The sequence below is a fragment of the Oceanicaulis sp. genome, assembly GCF_965284345.1.
GTDB lineage: Bacteria > Pseudomonadota > Alphaproteobacteria > Caulobacterales > Maricaulaceae > Oceanicaulis > Oceanicaulis alexandrii_A.
In genome coordinates, this window is sequence record NZ_OZ260073.1 from 1,736,396 (window position 1) to 1,752,220 (window position 15,825).

General features: G+C 52.8%; 15 protein-coding genes. 3 read left to right on the top strand and 12 right to left on the bottom strand.

Annotated elements, in window-relative coordinates; genetic code table 11:
- The first annotated feature begins 19 nt into the window (after window positions 1-19).
- Window positions 20-376 carry a hypothetical protein gene (locus tag ACQ66J_RS08570; protein WP_430431279.1) on the top strand — a complete coding sequence of 119 codons (357 nt, stop codon included), beginning with the start codon at window positions 20-22 and terminating at the stop codon, window positions 374-376.
- Window positions 377-381: 5 nt separating this feature from the next.
- Here the strand turns inward: ACQ66J_RS08570 and ACQ66J_RS08575 are convergent, their stop codons facing one another.
- Window positions 382-2,133 (bottom strand): type IV secretory system conjugative DNA transfer family protein, encoded by a 1,752-nt coding sequence (locus ACQ66J_RS08575; RefSeq protein ID WP_430431280.1) that lies wholly within the window; start codon window positions 2,131-2,133, stop codon window positions 382-384.
- 82 nt (window positions 2,134-2,215) lie between these two features.
- Between ACQ66J_RS08575 and ACQ66J_RS08580 the strand changes: the two genes are divergently transcribed.
- Complete coding sequence (locus ACQ66J_RS08580) at window positions 2,216-2,623, top strand: hypothetical protein (protein WP_430431281.1); 408 nt, start codon at window positions 2,216-2,218, stop codon at window positions 2,621-2,623.
- A 12-nt stretch (window positions 2,624-2,635) separates the two neighbouring features.
- Here ACQ66J_RS08580 and ACQ66J_RS08585 read toward each other — a convergent pair whose 3' ends face one another.
- From ACQ66J_RS08585 to ACQ66J_RS08595, 3 genes are all read right to left on the bottom strand, one after another.
- A complete protein-coding gene (locus tag ACQ66J_RS08585; RefSeq protein ID WP_430431282.1) occupies window positions 2,636-2,866 on the bottom strand; it encodes a hypothetical protein in 231 nt (76 codons plus the stop codon).
- A 233-nt stretch (window positions 2,867-3,099) separates the two neighbouring features.
- Complete coding sequence (locus ACQ66J_RS08590; RefSeq protein WP_430431283.1) at window positions 3,100-4,023, bottom strand: nucleotidyl transferase AbiEii/AbiGii toxin family protein; 924 nt, start codon at window positions 4,021-4,023, stop codon at window positions 3,100-3,102.
- The gene (locus ACQ66J_RS08595) at window positions 4,016-4,837 is read right to left on the bottom strand and encodes a type IV toxin-antitoxin system AbiEi family antitoxin domain-containing protein (protein WP_430431284.1); all 822 of its coding nucleotides are present in this window, start codon (window positions 4,835-4,837) and stop codon (window positions 4,016-4,018) included. The genes ACQ66J_RS08590 and ACQ66J_RS08595 overlap by 8 nt, the downstream gene beginning before the upstream one ends.
- A 350-nt stretch (window positions 4,838-5,187) precedes the next feature.
- Between ACQ66J_RS08595 and ACQ66J_RS08600 the strand changes: the two genes are divergently transcribed.
- A complete protein-coding gene (locus tag ACQ66J_RS08600) occupies window positions 5,188-5,397 on the top strand; it encodes a hypothetical protein (protein ID WP_430431285.1) in 210 nt (69 codons plus the stop codon).
- On the opposite strand, the gene ACQ66J_RS08605 is transcribed toward ACQ66J_RS08600, so the two are convergent.
- The 8 genes from ACQ66J_RS08605 to ACQ66J_RS08640 all read right to left on the bottom strand — a co-directional run bounded on the left by ACQ66J_RS08605 (window position 5,394) and on the right by ACQ66J_RS08640 (window position 15,568).
- A complete protein-coding gene (locus tag ACQ66J_RS08605) occupies window positions 5,394-5,897 on the bottom strand; it encodes an antirestriction protein ArdA (RefSeq protein WP_430431286.1) in 504 nt (167 codons plus the stop codon). The two genes, ACQ66J_RS08600 and ACQ66J_RS08605, sit on opposite strands and share 4 nt — an antisense overlap.
- A 340-nt stretch (window positions 5,898-6,237) precedes the next feature.
- Window positions 6,238-8,298 carry an AIPR family protein gene (locus ACQ66J_RS08610; protein WP_430431287.1) on the bottom strand — a complete coding sequence of 687 codons (2,061 nt, stop codon included), beginning with the start codon at window positions 8,296-8,298 and terminating at the stop codon, window positions 6,238-6,240.
- Complete coding sequence (locus ACQ66J_RS08615) at window positions 8,298-9,269, bottom strand: PD-(D/E)XK motif protein (RefSeq protein ID WP_430431288.1); 972 nt, start codon at window positions 9,267-9,269, stop codon at window positions 8,298-8,300. The genes ACQ66J_RS08610 and ACQ66J_RS08615 overlap by 1 nt, the downstream gene beginning before the upstream one ends.
- Window positions 9,259-11,913, bottom strand: a complete 2,655-nt coding sequence (locus tag ACQ66J_RS08620) for a Z1 domain-containing protein (RefSeq protein WP_430431289.1) — start codon at window positions 11,911-11,913, stop codon at window positions 9,259-9,261. The genes ACQ66J_RS08615 and ACQ66J_RS08620 overlap by 11 nt, the downstream gene beginning before the upstream one ends.
- A complete protein-coding gene (locus tag ACQ66J_RS08625; RefSeq protein ID WP_430431290.1) occupies window positions 11,910-13,391 on the bottom strand; it encodes an ATP-binding protein in 1,482 nt (493 codons plus the stop codon). The genes ACQ66J_RS08620 and ACQ66J_RS08625 overlap by 4 nt, the downstream gene beginning before the upstream one ends.
- The gene (locus ACQ66J_RS08630) at window positions 13,384-13,809 is read right to left on the bottom strand and encodes a very short patch repair endonuclease (protein ID WP_430431291.1); all 426 of its coding nucleotides are present in this window, start codon (window positions 13,807-13,809) and stop codon (window positions 13,384-13,386) included. The genes ACQ66J_RS08625 and ACQ66J_RS08630 overlap by 8 nt, the downstream gene beginning before the upstream one ends.
- Window positions 13,809-15,356 (bottom strand): DNA cytosine methyltransferase, encoded by a 1,548-nt coding sequence (locus tag ACQ66J_RS08635; protein WP_430431292.1) that lies wholly within the window; start codon window positions 15,354-15,356, stop codon window positions 13,809-13,811. Before ACQ66J_RS08635 ends, ACQ66J_RS08630 begins: the two co-directional genes overlap by 1 nt.
- Window positions 15,356-15,568 (bottom strand): type II toxin-antitoxin system Phd/YefM family antitoxin, encoded by a 213-nt coding sequence (locus ACQ66J_RS08640; protein WP_430431293.1) that lies wholly within the window; start codon window positions 15,566-15,568, stop codon window positions 15,356-15,358. The genes ACQ66J_RS08635 and ACQ66J_RS08640 overlap by 1 nt, the downstream gene beginning before the upstream one ends.
- Window positions 15,569-15,825 lie beyond the last annotated feature (257 nt).

Below are 15,825 nucleotides of genomic sequence, written 5' to 3' on the forward strand. Positions count from 1 at the left end.
TTTTGATATATAATTCAGAATGGACGACGATGATAATGAAGAGTATGAAAGTTACTGGGAATTTTTTCTGAGATCAAAATCCGGTAGGATTTATTGGGGGCAGCTTGAGTATTTCGCCTACTCAAGAATGTTTTACTTGCTTCACCATAAGGTCGCGCTTGAACCAGAACTTGTGGCTAAAGCTGAGAAACTAGCCGACCTCTACTCAGAAGACATTGTAAATGTGCTAGACGACGCGACACACGAGCTTGCCGAGGCGCATGACATAGAGCTGCCTGAATTTCACATTCCAGACGATAATGAGCTGACATTTCAGTTGCTCTGGAATCGTGCGCGCAAGCACTATTGGGACAAACAACATGTCGGGCACGGCTAAGACTGTTAAGGTAGCCTGGAGCGGTATGGCTCCGTACTAAACGCCATTTGCTTCCTCATTTTGAAGGGCCGCATGGACTGAGAGAACCCGACGATCAGGTCCTTGAATTCCGGCCCAGCTAGCGCCTGCGGCTCAACCACACGCTGGCGCGATCCGTCCAGCGGGCTTTCAAACATGCCCAGTGACTTGGAGAGATGGTCCGCCGTGCCGTCATGGAGTGCTGGGTTCATGTAGCACTGCACCCGGCAATTCCCGATCATGCCATCGGCATTGGGATAGATGTTTCTGAGCTGGCCAAGGCTTTGAGCGAACATCCAGAGCTTGATGCCGTATTGGCGACCGACTTCAAGGGCTTCCTCGATCGGCGGCATATTCCCAAGGCGCGGAACCTCATCAAGCATAAAGAGAACTGGCGGCGCTTTACCGTCGGGGACCTGTTGCATCAGGCCGCGCAGGTGCTGCGCGACCATGACCCGCAATAGCGAGCGATATGGATCGATTTCGCCAGGGCGAAGCGTGATGTAAAGCGTTGGCGGGTGCTCAGTGTGTTGGAAGTCTGAAACTTCCCAGTCATTGCCGGTGATAACGCGCTCGACACGTGGGCCTTCCCAGGCCGAAAGTGCGGACTGGGCGGTTTGAAGAACGCTATCAAGCGTCTTCTCGGTCATGTTCTCAATCGAATGTCCGGCGCGCATCATCGCGCGGATCGAAGAGGATTTCAGGATCGCGATGAACTCCTCCCAGTCCACACGATATAGATAATCAAGAACCTGCCCCATGCTGCGGTCATCCGGCTCGGCCAGCGCGCAAACGGCTGCAACAGAGGCGGTTATCAGGTCCTGGGCTTTGGTCTCCCAGAAAGGATCATTGGATTTCTTATTCGGAACCAGAAGCATGGAAGCCAGGAACCGGGAGTCTTCCCAGAGAAAATCATCATTGTTCCGGATCGTTCTTAACGGATTGAAGGCATGGCTTTCATCGGGATCGAGCGGCGCGAACCGATAGACCGGGAAGCCATTCTCAACACGCCACCGGGCTGTGGCTTCGAAGATTTCGCCTTTGACGTCGAGAACGATCGCTGCGCCCTGCCATTCAAGAAGGTTTGGGAGAACCTGTGCCTGGGTCTTACCCGTACCGGGTGAGGCGATTGTGATCAGTGAGCCTTCGCCGGAAAACCGGACCGGCGTGTCACTGCCGTCAAGGGTGCCGAGTAACAAGCCGTTTGAATGCGGGTCGAAGTCCCCTGTCAGATCACTGGAGGTGGCCCAGGCCCCGCCGCCGCGAAGCCGGGCCTGAACACGCTTTGAGAGCATAGAGTCTGGGTCCTTTTTCGCGTATTTCTCGATGAAACGAAGGAATGCACTGATTTCGCTATCAAGCGTGATATCGTGCGCTGCGAAAAACCATTGCAGGCAGCTGCGACCGTCCCGAATGCCAAGACTGGCACCGTCTTCAAAATAATAATTGTATTCTAATATTTCCGCCTTGCCGTCTGCCCAGATCAACGCGCCGAATATCCGATCGGTGTGAGATGCAACGCCGGTGGCGACGAAGTACTCGAACAGACGCAGCATCTCTCGCTCGCTCGGGTTCATTGCGGCAATCTCGCGATAAATCGAAGCCTCGACCTTTTCGAGTGCGGCTCCCCGCATACGCTTGTGTTTTATATCGAACTGATACCCGCCAAGCTTGGCGTCGAACTTTGCATCGACGTGATCAAGTAAGCGCGCGATTAGAAGATCAGTGTTGTGCGACATCGCGCCCTTTCAATCGATTGTAATCGTCCTGTTATCGTCGCCCAATCAGTGTAATGGATATCTATCTGATAGCAGCCGAGAAATGGAGCGTAACGTGTATAATCTTGACGGCAAATGGGCGCTTTCACTCACTAAAATTGGGCTTCCAACAGGGCGCATTATCCTGCTACGGGCGCGCAACCTCACGAGCGAGGAACTGCTCCCATTGAAGTTCGTCGCCAAAATCAAATCGGACGGGATCATTACTGACCGCCTGCGGCGTTCGTTCGGGGTTCTGCTGCCTGGTGAGACGGAGGAGCTTCGCCTGGTGAAGGCAACCGGTGACGGCAAAAAATCCAACGCCGGTGAGCACCGGATATCTCTGTATTTCGATCAGGCAGCGATTGAGTTTTCGGTCAACTCTATGGGCGCGTCCTTGGACGGGGAAATTCCAAACCGCGACGACATGTTCACCAAGTCGATCCTCGACACCCTCGAAGATGATGATTGAACCGAAAAGGCCTCATGAAGAGGCCTTTTCTTTGACAGCGCGATAGACGATCCGGCCTTTGCCTTGGAGCAATTCCATCGGCGTTGCTTTGAGGCTGAGGCTGCCGCCCTGGCCGTCCTTGTGCGGCCAGATTGCGCCGATTTCAGTCCAGCTGGCTTTGGCGTCATCTCCTACGCCGTCCTGAACCAGATAGACCCGGAAGCTAGGTCTCGCGCCGGTTTGGGCTGATTGTATCTGAGGCATGGGTTGTCCTTTCGTTTGGTGGTCCTGCCTGATTGCCGAACCTGATGGCAGAGCAGCACCACACCAGCCCGCTCAGGGTCATGAGCAATACGGGCCATCGCGCGCGATGGCTGGCGCGAGCCGCGTATTGACCGGAATTGAGCGGATGGATGTGGTCAAACAGACATCGGCCAGGTTCGGCGCTCATGCCTTGTTCAGACCGATCGAAAGAGAAAACCAAAGGCACTAAAGGATCAGTCGTGATCCGTGAATAGCGCCCGCAGGGCATCGAGTTGGTCGGCGTGGCGCTTGGGGTCATCGGCCTTGAACTTCGCCAGATTGAGAAGCTTCCAGCGGACGGCTGGCAGGTCTGCGGCCTGGGGCAAGCCGATTAAATCAAAGTCGGGCTCACAGATGTGAACGCTTTCAAGAAAGGCAGCCGCATCGGCGGTCAATTTGCTGCGTAGCTCAGAAACCAGCCGCTCACGGGCGGCGTATAGCGCTTCAAGTGGCAACGGCTTGGCCGTCATCCCTTCAAATTCGCGGGCGTATATATCGGCAAGATCAATCGGGCCGGGATCGAGCAATTCATGCATCGGCCTGCCTGAGCTGATCAGATAAATCAGTATCGCCTGAAAGAGCGCCTTTGATATGCCCTCTCCATCAAGAAGATGATGAACATCAAAAAGGTCACGCGGGTGCGCGCGATCGAGTGCAGCGATGATTTTGCCTGCGAAGAGTTCCTCAAATGAGATGACTTGCATCTCGGCAAAGCCGAATTTCTCTTCGACGGTTTCGTGCACGATCATCGGCTGCGGCGGAAACAATGTCCCCCGCATGACCGGCGAGACTTCGATTTTCACCTGGGCCTCTGGGGTGGCGACGATGATGCGCGTTTCCTGATTGCCGCCGCCCGGCACAATTGTGGCCCGCGCTCCGGCGATAGCGTTCTCGATCCTCTTGGCCAGACGGTCCAGCGCGCCCGCGATCGCATCCAAGCTCTCAGCCCGATCTTTGAGCGGTAGATAGATGAGGTCGATATCAACGGAATAGCGCGGCAGATCGCGGTAGAAGAGATTGATGGCCGTGCCGCCTTTAAGGGCAAAATCGGTTTCTTCAGCGACAAAGGGAATGAGGCGGACCAGCAAGCGTACCTGGGCGGCATAACGCTCACGCATCGTCGCCCTCCCGCCCAGTGGTCACAAAAGAGGCCGGGACCGTGATCCGGTATGTCGGGTGTATCTTGCCGCCTTTGACCAGCTGGCGATCGCCTTTGCCGAAATCGAGCTTGCTCTTATCGAGATGCTTCAGCCAGGCATGGCCATGGCGATCTGCGAACACGAAGAACAGGCGCACGACTTTTACCTTCCGGCAGTCTGTCAGAAGGGCCATAAGCTTGCGCGGGCTTAAGCTCGTCAGTCCCTGGAACACCATATCGAGCTGATCGAAGCCTGCGCCATCCGGCAGTTCGTCGAGGGTTTCAAGAACCGCACGCTCCGGACTTGAAAGTAAAAAGGACGCATCACCGCCAAAGCTGAAGCCAGTATTCTTGAGAAGCTCAACACCAAGATTTGGATCAGAGAAGAGGTTCAAGCTCCGCTCCTCGAAGCGGGCGTTGACCTTGATCTTGGAGAGCCAGCCGGGAAGCTTCTGCGCGTAAAGCGTGACCCGCTCTTCCCCACTCATCTGTGCATAGTGGCCATGGCCATGAAGGCTGAGCGCAGTCATGCCGCCAACATGGAATTGTATGTTCATCGTTGCGTCCATAGACACAACAACGGCCTGCCAGCTCAAAGGCTGATCCGCATCGTAGGTGCTCGCCGGTCTTAAATAGACGCCGTGCGCCAGGCGCTTTAGCCAGCCGTTCTTCACATATCCATTGACCGTTGGCCGGGCCACATCATGGCGCGCGAGCCATCCTGCATCGACGAGCCCGCCAGGCGGCACGGACGAGAGAAGGCTCTTTATTTTTTTCTCTTTTTGTTCGCTCATGACGAACAATTTCGCATATTTTCAAAGAAATGTCGAGAATTCTCTTTAGTATTCCTCAAAATTGTTCGCTCTGAGATAACTTTTTTAGCCATTTTCAAAGAGGCGTTACCGCATCCTCGCCTGCGCGGCTCAATGGTGGTCAGGTCATGCTGGCCAGCCCTTGCGGCGCGGCCATCCCCTTCCGCCCTTCTTGAGAGTCATTTGGCCATTGGCAAGCCACTGGATTGCAAGCTGAGGTCAGCTCCTAAGCTGCGCGCGGCCTGGGTAGAGGTGCAATCGTGAGCGCCCAATGGCGCGGCCACTCCCTGAAAGGGTCAGAAATGGGTCTGGCCTGAAAGCCCAGGGAGGCCATGATGATACCTGACTTCAAACCATGTGAGCTTTGCGCATTGAGTGATGACGAGCTGAACGCCCTCTTCGCCTATATCCGAAACCAGCTCTCCGAGACCAAACCGGACAGCGTTGAGCGCACAAAAGCGCTCGATCTGCTGGATGCGATCCGAATTGAGTTTAAGCGCCGGATCGCCAAGCGCTTCGGCTGGATAAACCCAGCCCCTTAAAGGGGCTGAGCGATCCAGGTGCGCCCCATGATCTCGACTTGCGTGATATCGCCGCCGAGGATCATGTCCCGCGCAAAGCTTTCCGTATCGAAGTAGTAGCGCAAGTGCTCAGGGATTTCGTTCAGGAGACCGGTGTCCTCGATATAACTCTCAGCATATTCGAGCGGCGTGCCCTCGAATAGATAGACATCATCGAGATGGCCCAGAACTTCGTCAGCGGAGCAGCTGAGATGCTCCGCGAGATAGATCGCCTTCACGGCATCGTCTTCGTCGAGGTCCTCGAACGCTTCGAACCAGAACTTGAGGTTGGCCTGATTGACGCCGATCGCTGAGAAAAGTGCGCAATTTTCGCCGTCGATGAACTGGATTTCATATTCCTCGACAGGATCACCGTATTCGTTGCGGTGAGACGCAGATTTTTCGAGATAATCCTCATAAGTGCTGAAATAGAAGCCAGCGGCTGAAATGTCGTAAGGTGTAGCGTGATAAATGTTGGTCATGTGTTCCTCCTTTGCTTTGAACGCGCAAAGGAACAGCGGGTGCGAAAAGTGGCGGGCACAATAGCCTTCACGGGGCCGTCAGGCCGTGGCGCGGAAGGTCTGTTGTGGCTGACACGGCAGCCGCTAATGATGCGGGTAACTCAAAGCGGGAGGAAAGGGTCAACCGGAGCCTGCTTACTTCTTAAATGCCCAAGCTAAGAAGGCAGTATACGATCGCACCCGATTAGGGCACCCCACTGCATAACGAACACCCCACCCAAATCCCGTTCAACAACGCAAAGCCTTCTAAAATTAAATAAATGATTATAAAATAAACACTGAGAATAACATTGTATTATATCTACATAATCCCTTCATTATTCGCCTTTTCAATGACTCCCAGAAGAATGCCGCTTTGCTTTTCGGTTGGAATTTTCTGTGGAATTTGCTCTGCAATCTTAATGATTTCGACTTCTTTTTCGGAAAAAATTCGCCTATGAATGCCGATTTGTCTTATTTTAGTCCACTTCTGCGCCGGGACTTCGAGCACTTTCTTTTGAGCATCAATGCCATCATCAACCTTCTGTGTTTTTTTTGCCTGCTTCTGCTTAATTTTCTGCTCATCAATGCTGACGAGACTTTTGAAAAAGCTTAAGTCGATATCACTCTCCAGCTGGTCAATCTTTTCCCGAATCCGATCCCAGCAGGAATCTTTCTTGCACCATTCAGATATGTTCGAGATCCCTTGAGGTGGCTGCGAGATATCGTCATTCACGAACTTAGCAGCCTTGCGCAGCGCCTCTTCAAGTTCGGGGTATACTTCTTGAGCGTTCCAGCATCGCCCAAAGTCGACAACCTTGTCGGCTCGCTTGCAGATTTCTTCAATGGCGGCGATGGCGTACGCTACGATGTTGGCGCGGTAGCCGCCGTTGTACCAAGGCTCTCCTGAGACCATTTTCTCGGTCCACCTGAATATAATCGCCCGGGATATAGCGCGTCTGAAGTAGAGTTCGTTGAAGTTGTCCTGATTTTTAGCCCAGCCTTTGCCTATCCGAGCGGCATAGCGCGCGAAGTTCTTCTGGGCGCCGAGGTTGACCCACTTTGGATGATCGTCCCAGACATTTTCAAACTTTGCGATGTCAGTCTTGGTGAACATCTGCGGCTTCGGATACTCAGCCTTGAAGCGTTTTTGCTCGCCTTGAGACAACTTGGACTGAGCGTCAGCATACTGCCCTCTTGCTCGCTCATAGAACCACTTGGTTTCACGCATAGCGCCACTGTGGGCCGGTGCCCAGATGCGCCGTGAGAACTCTTCCATCCGAACATGGAATGGGTGGTTGGAGAAGAAGTCAGCTGCATTCACGCGGTTCTGTGTGTTGGCATATTCCGAAATCCTCGGGACAACGATCTCACTGTCTTCGGGGCTGATGACCGAGAGCTTCATCTGAACGAACACGCCATCCAAGGCGGCCTTGTCACGTCTCTTGGTATGAAAGAGCGAGGCTGTGGTCTGTCCGCCGTTCACGATCTGAAGGTCTTTGATGCGAACGATTTCCAGTCCTTCGTCGCCTTGCTCTACTTCCACTTCCTGAGCTGTAGCCGTGATGCCGTTGTTGTAAGCAAAGAACATCCCCGGCTCGTTTAGTATTGTGGTGCGGATACCTTTGTTCACTTTTCCGCGTGCCTGGAGGAATGAGCGTACGTTCTGTTCGAGAAGGCGTGCTCCGTGCTTACCGTACAACGTAGCAAGCACCTCTCCGGGCATGACGATGAGGTATGACTGATAGGCACCGGAACCGAGGTGCGCTGGCAGGCTGTTCAACCCGCTCCCGAATTCTTCCTTGAAGTCGATATCCAGCGCTTCTTTATGACCGCGCGAACTGCGCTGCCGTTGAAGGCGCGAGATATCCCAAATGTGATATGTCGCCTCGATGTCGGAGACTTGCCGACCTTCGATGCTCTGCATGCGGTCGCTCAGCGCGCGCTCGGATACGAGGAAGAAGTTGACCTTACGAATGAGGGCCTTGCGATCCGATATCTGCCGGGACAGTCCGTATTCCGGAGTGGTTTCATCAAGGTCATCAAAGAGACGCTTTGAGAGACTTGCTTCGAAGAAATTCTCTACCCTCTTGAACGCGGCGTTCACATCTGTCTGCGTCAGCGACTGGAGCTCATCGCGACTGTCGAAGTCTGCGACGAACAGATCAAGTGCACCTTCATCATTGAACCAGTATCCGTCAACGCGCATTCCTCGCTGCGCCCGATAGTGACATAGCTCGAAGCCCTCGATGAATCCGGTTTCGATCAACTCGGTTGAGAAGGCCTCCATGAATTCGGAGAGCTGAAATGCTCCGTGAGCCTCGGCTCCTGCCATTAGCTCCTGACGAAAATCATGAAAAAATTCGGGGGTCGTTTGTTCCATCAGCTCCTCCAGATTTCATTCTGGTTACACTCGAACGTCGCAATCTTCTCCAGCTGGAGATTGTACTTCACATCAACAACGCCGTCCGGCAGTTCTGATCTCACCAGCCGTGGAAAGCCATCAACAACGCGGTAGGCGTTCGAACCGTTCACAAGAAACTTTGGGTTATCATATTCCCTCATTTCCACGTATCCGTAGGTCGCTAGTTTTCGCCAGTAGTCTTCGATTGCGTTGGCGTCACTCAATTCATGTCCGACAACCGAAACCAGCTCGTTAAGCGACTGGGCGGGCGTTCCGTCAGGTGCCTCAGTCAGGCGGTAGACTTTGAGAAAGAGGTGTTCGGAGACCGTCTCCAGCTGATCTTCAGACGAGACACGCACTTTGCTCCGATCCCGACCACTGATCGACTTCACTTCGACTGCTTTATTACCAAAGATGAAGTCCTGATGTATGCGATCAGGCCCGCACCAGGCTTCAACCGCTTTAGCATCGTCCAGGTGTTTTTCCTTGAGAAGCCGGAGAAAGCTCAGCTCTGCAAAAAGACCTCGCACCTCTTCCGCCGACAGAACTCGCGTTCGCTTGCCTGCAAGGAAAGCCTTCCAACGCTTGATGTGGTTCAGTGCGACACCCAAGGCAGCGGCAGGATCAGAAACCCCATCGAGATTCCCGATCAGCGTGTTGCAAAGGCCGTGAAAAAGATCGCGATCAACATGTTTTTCGAGAGTAAGGATCAGGCCCTGTTTGCCGGGTTCCGGCAACTGGCGCAGATCGACTTCAATACCGTTCACTGTGGTGGCGTTCTTTCGGAACTGCTCCGTGTGATCGCCCTCAAGCTGAACTATGAACAGACACTGCCCCAGCACGTCTTTCCCCCAGCACAGGGTAACGTCGCCCGGGGCGGTCAAATACCGGACGGTGTAATCACTGTCCGGGGTCTTCATTTCATCCCACGGTGCCTTGCTACTCGTCATAATCTTCCTCTTCGTCGGGCGTATCGAACGATCCGCCCTGCATACGTTCGATCCACACCTGGTTAGCAACAACTTCAACTTCGGTCTGGTAATGGCCTGGCGGGAAACTGAGGCCGAACGCAGGCACACGCGCATCGGCATCTTTCCCGACCGGCCCAAGAACGTGGAGCATTAACAGAGGCTTTTTGCGTGCTGAGCGGAAATGGAAGTCCGATGGCTTCTTGTCCTCGCCATCCTCGCGGGCAAGCTTCGCTGCTTCATCCTTTTGCAGGTCGGATAACCCTAGTTTTTCATCTCCACGGCTGGCGACGCGATCCTTGCTCGTTCGCCAAGCATCACCATCACGCCGGGCACTGGTACGTTCCTGAGTTCCGAGCACGTACTTGTCCGCGTCCTCACCCTTGGCGGAAACCGAGATCAGCAGGACATCCCCAGCACCATACTTGTCTGAAAGAGCACGGAGGTAACTCAGAGCAGCTGCCTTCCGATCTGCAAAGTCGGGGTGGCTGCGAAACTTAGTGAGTAACTCTTCTATCTCCGAGAGTTTTGCATCTCTTGCGAGCCAACCTTTCCCGGTCTCTTCCAATGCGGCACAGCCGAATTTCCTCTTCCAGTACTGAGCGATCAGTGCTTCATTTTCTTCATTGATCTTTTTGTCGAACGGCAGGAGATAACTCTCAACAATGCGCCCGCTGAAGTTCTGGTTGACGATGATCTTCTCGCCGGCTCTCATTTTGTTGGCGGCAGTAATTAGCAGCCGGTCAGGATGAGCTTTCACATACAGGCCGAACTGCTTCGGGCTCATTCTGTCGCGTCGCATTCTCTTAATCTGCTGTCGGAGCTCTTCTGAGGCTTCTGCTATGTGCCCGTACCAGTTGATGGAATCCGGCGACAAATGGACCCGGCAAACGTCTTCAAAGCCGGGTCTGTAACCAAACCAACGCCCCATCTGCATGAGCGTGTCGTACATGCGCGTGTTGCGGTACATGTAGCTCACAGTAAGGCCTTCGATGGTCAGGCCACGCGAGAGGCTCAGTCCGCCAATAGCGATGGCGGTAAGGCTGTTCCCGTCACGTTCGTACTTCTTGTAGTCGAGTGCTTCGTCGGACTTACTGTTCACTACGAAGATGCGAAGATTGTCGAAGATATCGTTCAGGGCGACTTTGATGTCGGACCATGCGAAGCCGCAATCAGAGAACTCTTTATCAAGGCATGCCTTTAATGAGATCATGACCTCGTTCTTTTGCGATATCGAATCCGGCATCGCGTAATTTGCTTTTACGGCCTCTCTGACTTTTTTCTCATAGAGGCTCACAAAATTGCGGACAGTGTTCTGCGTCGCTACAAATCTTGAAACGTTTATCATCATTGAGCAGTGTTTATTGACCTGCCCCCTTAGATTGCGGATCGCTCTTGCAACAATGAACTGATCAATAGCTTCATATAGACTGGGCGGAAGCTCCGGGACCGGATCATCCTTCTTATGAGAGAAGGGAAGGTAGTCTTCACAATCCCAGATCGGCCTCAAAATCCTTGCGCTACTGATATCATCGAGGAAAACTTTATCCGGCCCGAAGTAGGTGTTTGGCGCATCAAGGCTGACAATGAAATCACGCGGAAATAGCTCTTCATAGGCTTCCTCATCATAGGAATCCGGATTGATGAAGATGTTGGCGAACGGTGTGGCGGTGTAACCCACATAGCATGACTTCGCGAAGAGCCCGAGGATCTTCCGAAGCATCGCATTCGTTTTGGTGGGATCGAGCTCGGGCTTATTGGTATTGATCGAGGCGTTGTCAGCCTCATCGTCGATCATAAGCATTGGAACATCGGCAATCACGCCGTCCGCCTGCGCGTTCATCTCCTTAAGCCAGACATGAAGAGCTTTCAGTGTGCTGACGTTCTTCTTGATGACAAGGACAGTCGGCTTGTTTAGATCATTGATTTTCCATCCACTCTGGTTGGCTGTCTTCTTGCTGAAGTCATCATTGATGTTTGTGAGCGTTGCAGGATGCGGGTAGTCGCGGGTTAAGCCGACGCCAACTCTCTTGCGGTTTTCCGGATCGCTGGAGCGTCCAACAAAACCTTCGTCAATGCGCTCCTGGGTCTGCTTTCTCAGGTTGTTGTGAATACCTGCAATAACGATGATGAACTTGTATCCGGCGTCAGCAGCCTTGGCGATTACGCCCATGTAGTTTGCGGTCTTACCTGACTGCACGTGTCCAATAACAAGACCGCGACGATCCCACTTTCCTTCGCTCGTCGGGTCCTGCAAATGACCAAGAATTTTGGTTCCGACATCGCTAAGAGAGCGCACAACGGTTGGATGCATCTGTTCCTTCTTCAGATACTCCTCGTAGGCATCAGAATATGTCCAGGTGATATCGTCACGCTTGTACACCCACTCATCGTCGTGGTCAGCTTCGACATCGACAAGGGAAACACCAGCGCCCATGCGCGAGTCCACGGCGATGAGGGCATCTTCGATGACGGTTTCCAGCGGGCCATCATAGCCGAATGCAGCAGCAAGCTGTTTTGCTCGCTCCCCAACTTCCTCGCGCGTTGGCGTCTCCGGCAGCAGCGATAGCGCTGAAATAAGCGCGCTCGTGAAATTCTTCTGACTTTCGACCTTATTGAAATTCATTTCTTCAGCTCTTTCGTAATGTATTCTTCCGCCGCATCTTCGAAGCCTACGAAGAACCTTGTTGAACGCATGACTTCTCTGAAGCTCTCGACGTCAACTTCACCATCCCCAAAAAGGCATTCCTTCAAGGCGCTTAGGCGCTCATTGATCTCTTCCTGCGAGGTCTTGTTCTGATGGATATCGCGCGGATGGGTCGAGAAATCCGAGTAGATCATTTCTACCGGAAGAGAAGATGAGATTGCTTCGACGAGCGTCGTAAGTCGGCGATCATTCTCATCACTCAGTTCCGAGCGAAGCGCCTCGATCAAGGGATGTTCCTTGTTCAGCGCATATCGGATGTTTCCCTGATCAGCGTATCTTTCCCAGACTGGCGCTTTTATCTCATCGAAGAGCTTTTTCCCTCTGCCACGATGCACTGTTGTGCTGCGTGTGGAGACCTTATCAATGATCTGGCGCAGCCGGGCTCTGACCGGAGCTGGAGGGCGCGCTCGTGATTTCTTGATGTCAATCGTCCACATCTCATCGAGACTATTGGGGAAGTCGATCTGCACACGGGCCAGCTTCGTGGCTTCACCCTTGGGAATAAGTCGGAACCAGTCGCCCCAGGCCATAAGCCGACCGCCCCGATAAACATAGGCGCCCTGGTTGGAGATGAAGTCGCTGCGGTTCTGATAGAAGTCGTACTCTTTTGCGCTCAGTTTACTGTGGTGAGGAAGGATGTAGGGCTGCATGTGAACTGCTACGCCTTCAATTCTAACAACCTCTTCCGGCAGCATCTGCGTCGCTGAATTCTTCCGGCAGAACGGATCGAAAGGCTCGATGGGGTGACCATTGAGGGAAAGTGAGAGTTTCTTCCCGCCACGCACTTCGCCGCTCAGAAATCGATGGAACACCAGCGCCAGATGTCTCTCAACAACATCGAGCTTCTCGTTGACGATCTCGTCGCGCTTGGCTCCGGTCTCATCCTCAAAGAGTCGATCAAGGTTGCGCCATACGACTGCTGTTCCCTTACCCGTGAGCAGTTCCTGAAACGGAAGTTCTGCGATCTCTTCAGGTTCAAGGATGGCGATAACCCAGTCATCCTTCTCGTGAACTGTGGCAAGGTTCCATTCCGCTGCATGCAGACCACCGCCATCGTTGCTGATCACGGTAAGCCTTTCACACTGTGAGAATGAGGCGGTCTTGAGTCCCAGACCAAAACGACCAAGGTCCTTCGGTGAACGGGTTTCTGATGGGTTCTTCGAGCCGTGACGCAGGGCATCGATGATGCCTGCTTCGTCCATGCCATGGCCATTGTCGATGATGCCAAGAGTCGGGTTCTGCTGAGTCAGATCACAGAAGATATCGACCGAGGTTGCGTCTGCAGAAATGCTGTTATCAACGAGATCAGCAATCGCTGTTTCGAGCGAATAGCCAAGGTCGCGCATCGATGCGGACAAGGATGAAGCACTTGGAGGCAGACGATGCTCTCTAGCCATCGCGCCCCCCTTTCAACTGACTGCGCAAACCTTCGACAAGGCCGACCGCATCATTCTCCAGCTCACATTCCCAAACGGTAACAACATGCCAACCGCTCTCTATCAGTTCGGAACTCTTGCGCGCATCACGCTCGACGGTCTCCTCGAACTTCTTTGTCCAGAACGCAGTGTTTGTTTTTGGTGTGGTCGCCTTCGGGCACCCCTCGTGGCGATGCCAGTAGCAGCCGTTCACAAAGATAGCCGTTTTGTGTTTCGGCAGAACAAGGTCCGGCTTTCCGGGAAGCTTCTTGTCATGCAGTCGATATCGAAAACCGGCGCGATGCATCAGCGAGCGCAGCACGATTTCCGGTTTCGTGTCTTTGCCTCGAATACGAGACATATTCCAACTTCTGTGCTCTACCGAGATACGATCAGCCATCATCCAATCTCCCCAGCTCTGTCGAGTACATCAGCGATTATCGCGGCAATCTGGCGAGCGAGATATGGCGGTACGGCATTCCCTACTTGGTGGTACTGAGACGTTCTTGGTCCTTCGAAACGATAGTTATCAGGAAACGTCTGTAGACGTGCTGCTTCCCTAACTGTGAGACTACGACACTGCTTAGGATCGTAGTGGATGAAGTAATGACCGTCTTTTGAAATATGAGAAGTTATGGTTGTCGATGGCTGGTCGGGCAGCTGGACGCGGAAGCGGTCCGAAAACATTTTTCCTGCTCGACCATCTTCAACATTTGCATGGTTGGGCAACAAACTGATCGGGAAATCTGCGAGTTTGGGACTTTTTCCTGTAACCTTAGAAAAACACGCGGCATAGCTGTAGCGCCGAAGGTCAGACGGCATATGCGAGCGAGAAGCGTGGCCATTTAGGACTGAAAGTTCGGGGTCATATATGCTGTCCAACACATCGTGCGAATAGACTGGCCGCGCTGGATACTTTGTCGAAAGCTTTTCTAGCGGATTGGTTAGCTCCTCAAAATTTCTCCCTAAAAGCTCTACAAGTTCCTTCGTGTAGCTGTGTCCATTTAGTTCCTTTCGAACTGGCGTTGGATCAAGCTTTAAGATTTCGCGACGCCACTTTTCATAGCTGTCGCCGCCTTTTGAAATACCACTCCGTATCTTAGGCAGGTCACCAATCGTCTGTTCAAGGGTCGGTGGTTTATGGGACTTAAGCTGCCCCGGTCGAACATCGATATCACTCCTAATACCAACAAGAAACATTCGGTGCCGCGCTTGTGGAACTCCATATTTTTCTGCATGAACCAAAAATACCCGGGGGTCGACTTCCATTCCCGGAACTTCATCGTCAGTTAGAGAATAGAGTTTGTAAGCAAGACCGTTTGACGACATTCCCAGAGCGCTTTTGGGTGCCGACAAATCGGATAAAATTCGATTGATGACGAGTTCGCCTTTAACACGTGCCGACAAGAGCCCTTTAACATTCTCCATAACGAAAACCGGTGGAGCGTGATCAATAATAATCTTTAAGTATTCGCGATAAAGAAAGTGCCTCTCGTCTTTTTCAAATTCTGGATCACCCATCATGCGTGACCTGCCGACAAGTGAGTATGCCTGACAAGGTGGCCCCCCGACTAGCGCCCACTTCTTTGTTCTTTGGACTCTGCTGGCAATTACCTTACGCACGTACTCGTGGTTGTCAGCTCCAAGAGATATCCTAATCGCTGACCTCTCTGCGTGTGCCTTCTCGTTTGGGTGCAATCGATACAATTCTTCTATGGAAATATCGCCTTTCAGATACCGATAATAGTCATCAGGAATCTCATTTCCTTGGAAGGCTTTAACAAAGTGCCGGAGCAGAAGCGTTTTGTGCGCAAATTCATCTCGTTCGATAGACACCACGCTTCTAAAGTTTGCGTCAGATTCCTCACGGACCAGCGAGGAAAAACCCTCTCCAAGGCCACCGGGCCCCGCAAAGACGTCAACTAGAGGATAGGTCTTCGCTTGCATTAACCGGCCTCTTCAGAATTGGTTTGAGAAGGGTCAGAAATCAAACGCTGGTAACGCTCGATGCTAATGACAACGACAACGGGCCGACCATGCTTTTCGATTAGGACAGGTTCTTGTCGCGCAGTGTCGATAAGATAGCCAAATCGATTTTTTGCCGATTTCGCGGGTATTGATTTCATTGTTCGATGATCCATTAGAGCCATAATAGCCATTTTAAATATATCTATATGAAATTCAATACGCTTTTAGAATTGCGCCGCTGCCTGCTGGATCCGCTGAGATGTTCAGCGAAGCCCGTAGGCTTCTAAGTCAATTCCCATCGTCGACCTCGATGAAATCGTCCCGCTGAGGCGTCCACAGACAGTGTCTCCATGACATGGCCATGGGGGTATCGGGGGAGCTTGGAGGCTCTCCTGATCTGTGATCGAACGGCTGCACGTTCGGACATGGGGAGGTGTCGGAGGGGAGA

Excerpts from the sequence above, each read along its gene's own strand:
- ACQ66J_RS08625 (WP_430431290.1), bottom strand. The coding sequence starts at position 13,391 with ATGGCTAGAGAGCATCGTCTGCCTCCAAGTGCTTCATCCTTGTCCGCA.
- ACQ66J_RS08610 (WP_430431287.1), bottom strand. The coding sequence starts at position 8,298 with ATGGAACAAACGACCCCCGAATTTTTTCATGATTTTCGTCAGGAGCTA.
- ACQ66J_RS08620 (WP_430431289.1), bottom strand. The coding sequence starts at position 11,913 with ATGAATTTCAATAAGGTCGAAAGTCAGAAGAATTTCACGAGCGCGCTT.
- ACQ66J_RS08635 (WP_430431292.1), bottom strand. The coding sequence starts at position 15,356 with ATGCAAGCGAAGACCTATCCTCTAGTTGACGTCTTTGCGGGGCCCGGT.
- ACQ66J_RS08595 (WP_430431284.1), bottom strand. The coding sequence starts at position 4,837 with ATGAGCGAACAAAAAGAGAAAAAAATAAAGAGCCTTCTCTCGTCCGTG.
- ACQ66J_RS08580 (WP_430431281.1), top strand. The coding sequence starts at position 2,216 with ATGGAGCGTAACGTGTATAATCTTGACGGCAAATGGGCGCTTTCACTC.
- ACQ66J_RS08615 (WP_430431288.1), bottom strand. The coding sequence starts at position 9,269 with ATGACGAGTAGCAAGGCACCGTGGGATGAAATGAAGACCCCGGACAGT.
- ACQ66J_RS08590 (WP_430431283.1), bottom strand. The coding sequence starts at position 4,023 with ATGCGTGAGCGTTATGCCGCCCAGGTACGCTTGCTGGTCCGCCTCATT.
- ACQ66J_RS08570 (WP_430431279.1), top strand. The coding sequence starts at position 20 with ATGGACGACGATGATAATGAAGAGTATGAAAGTTACTGGGAATTTTTT.
- ACQ66J_RS08575 (WP_430431280.1), bottom strand. The coding sequence starts at position 2,133 with ATGTCGCACAACACTGATCTTCTAATCGCGCGCTTACTTGATCACGTC.
- ACQ66J_RS08605 (WP_430431286.1), bottom strand. The coding sequence starts at position 5,897 with ATGACCAACATTTATCACGCTACACCTTACGACATTTCAGCCGCTGGC.
- ACQ66J_RS08585 (WP_430431282.1), bottom strand. The coding sequence starts at position 2,866 with ATGCCTCAGATACAATCAGCCCAAACCGGCGCGAGACCTAGCTTCCGG.
- ACQ66J_RS08630 (WP_430431291.1), bottom strand. The coding sequence starts at position 13,809 with ATGGCTGATCGTATCTCGGTAGAGCACAGAAGTTGGAATATGTCTCGT.
- ACQ66J_RS08600 (WP_430431285.1), top strand. The coding sequence starts at position 5,188 with ATGATGATACCTGACTTCAAACCATGTGAGCTTTGCGCATTGAGTGAT.
- ACQ66J_RS08640 (WP_430431293.1), bottom strand. The coding sequence starts at position 15,568 with ATGGCTATTATGGCTCTAATGGATCATCGAACAATGAAATCAATACCC.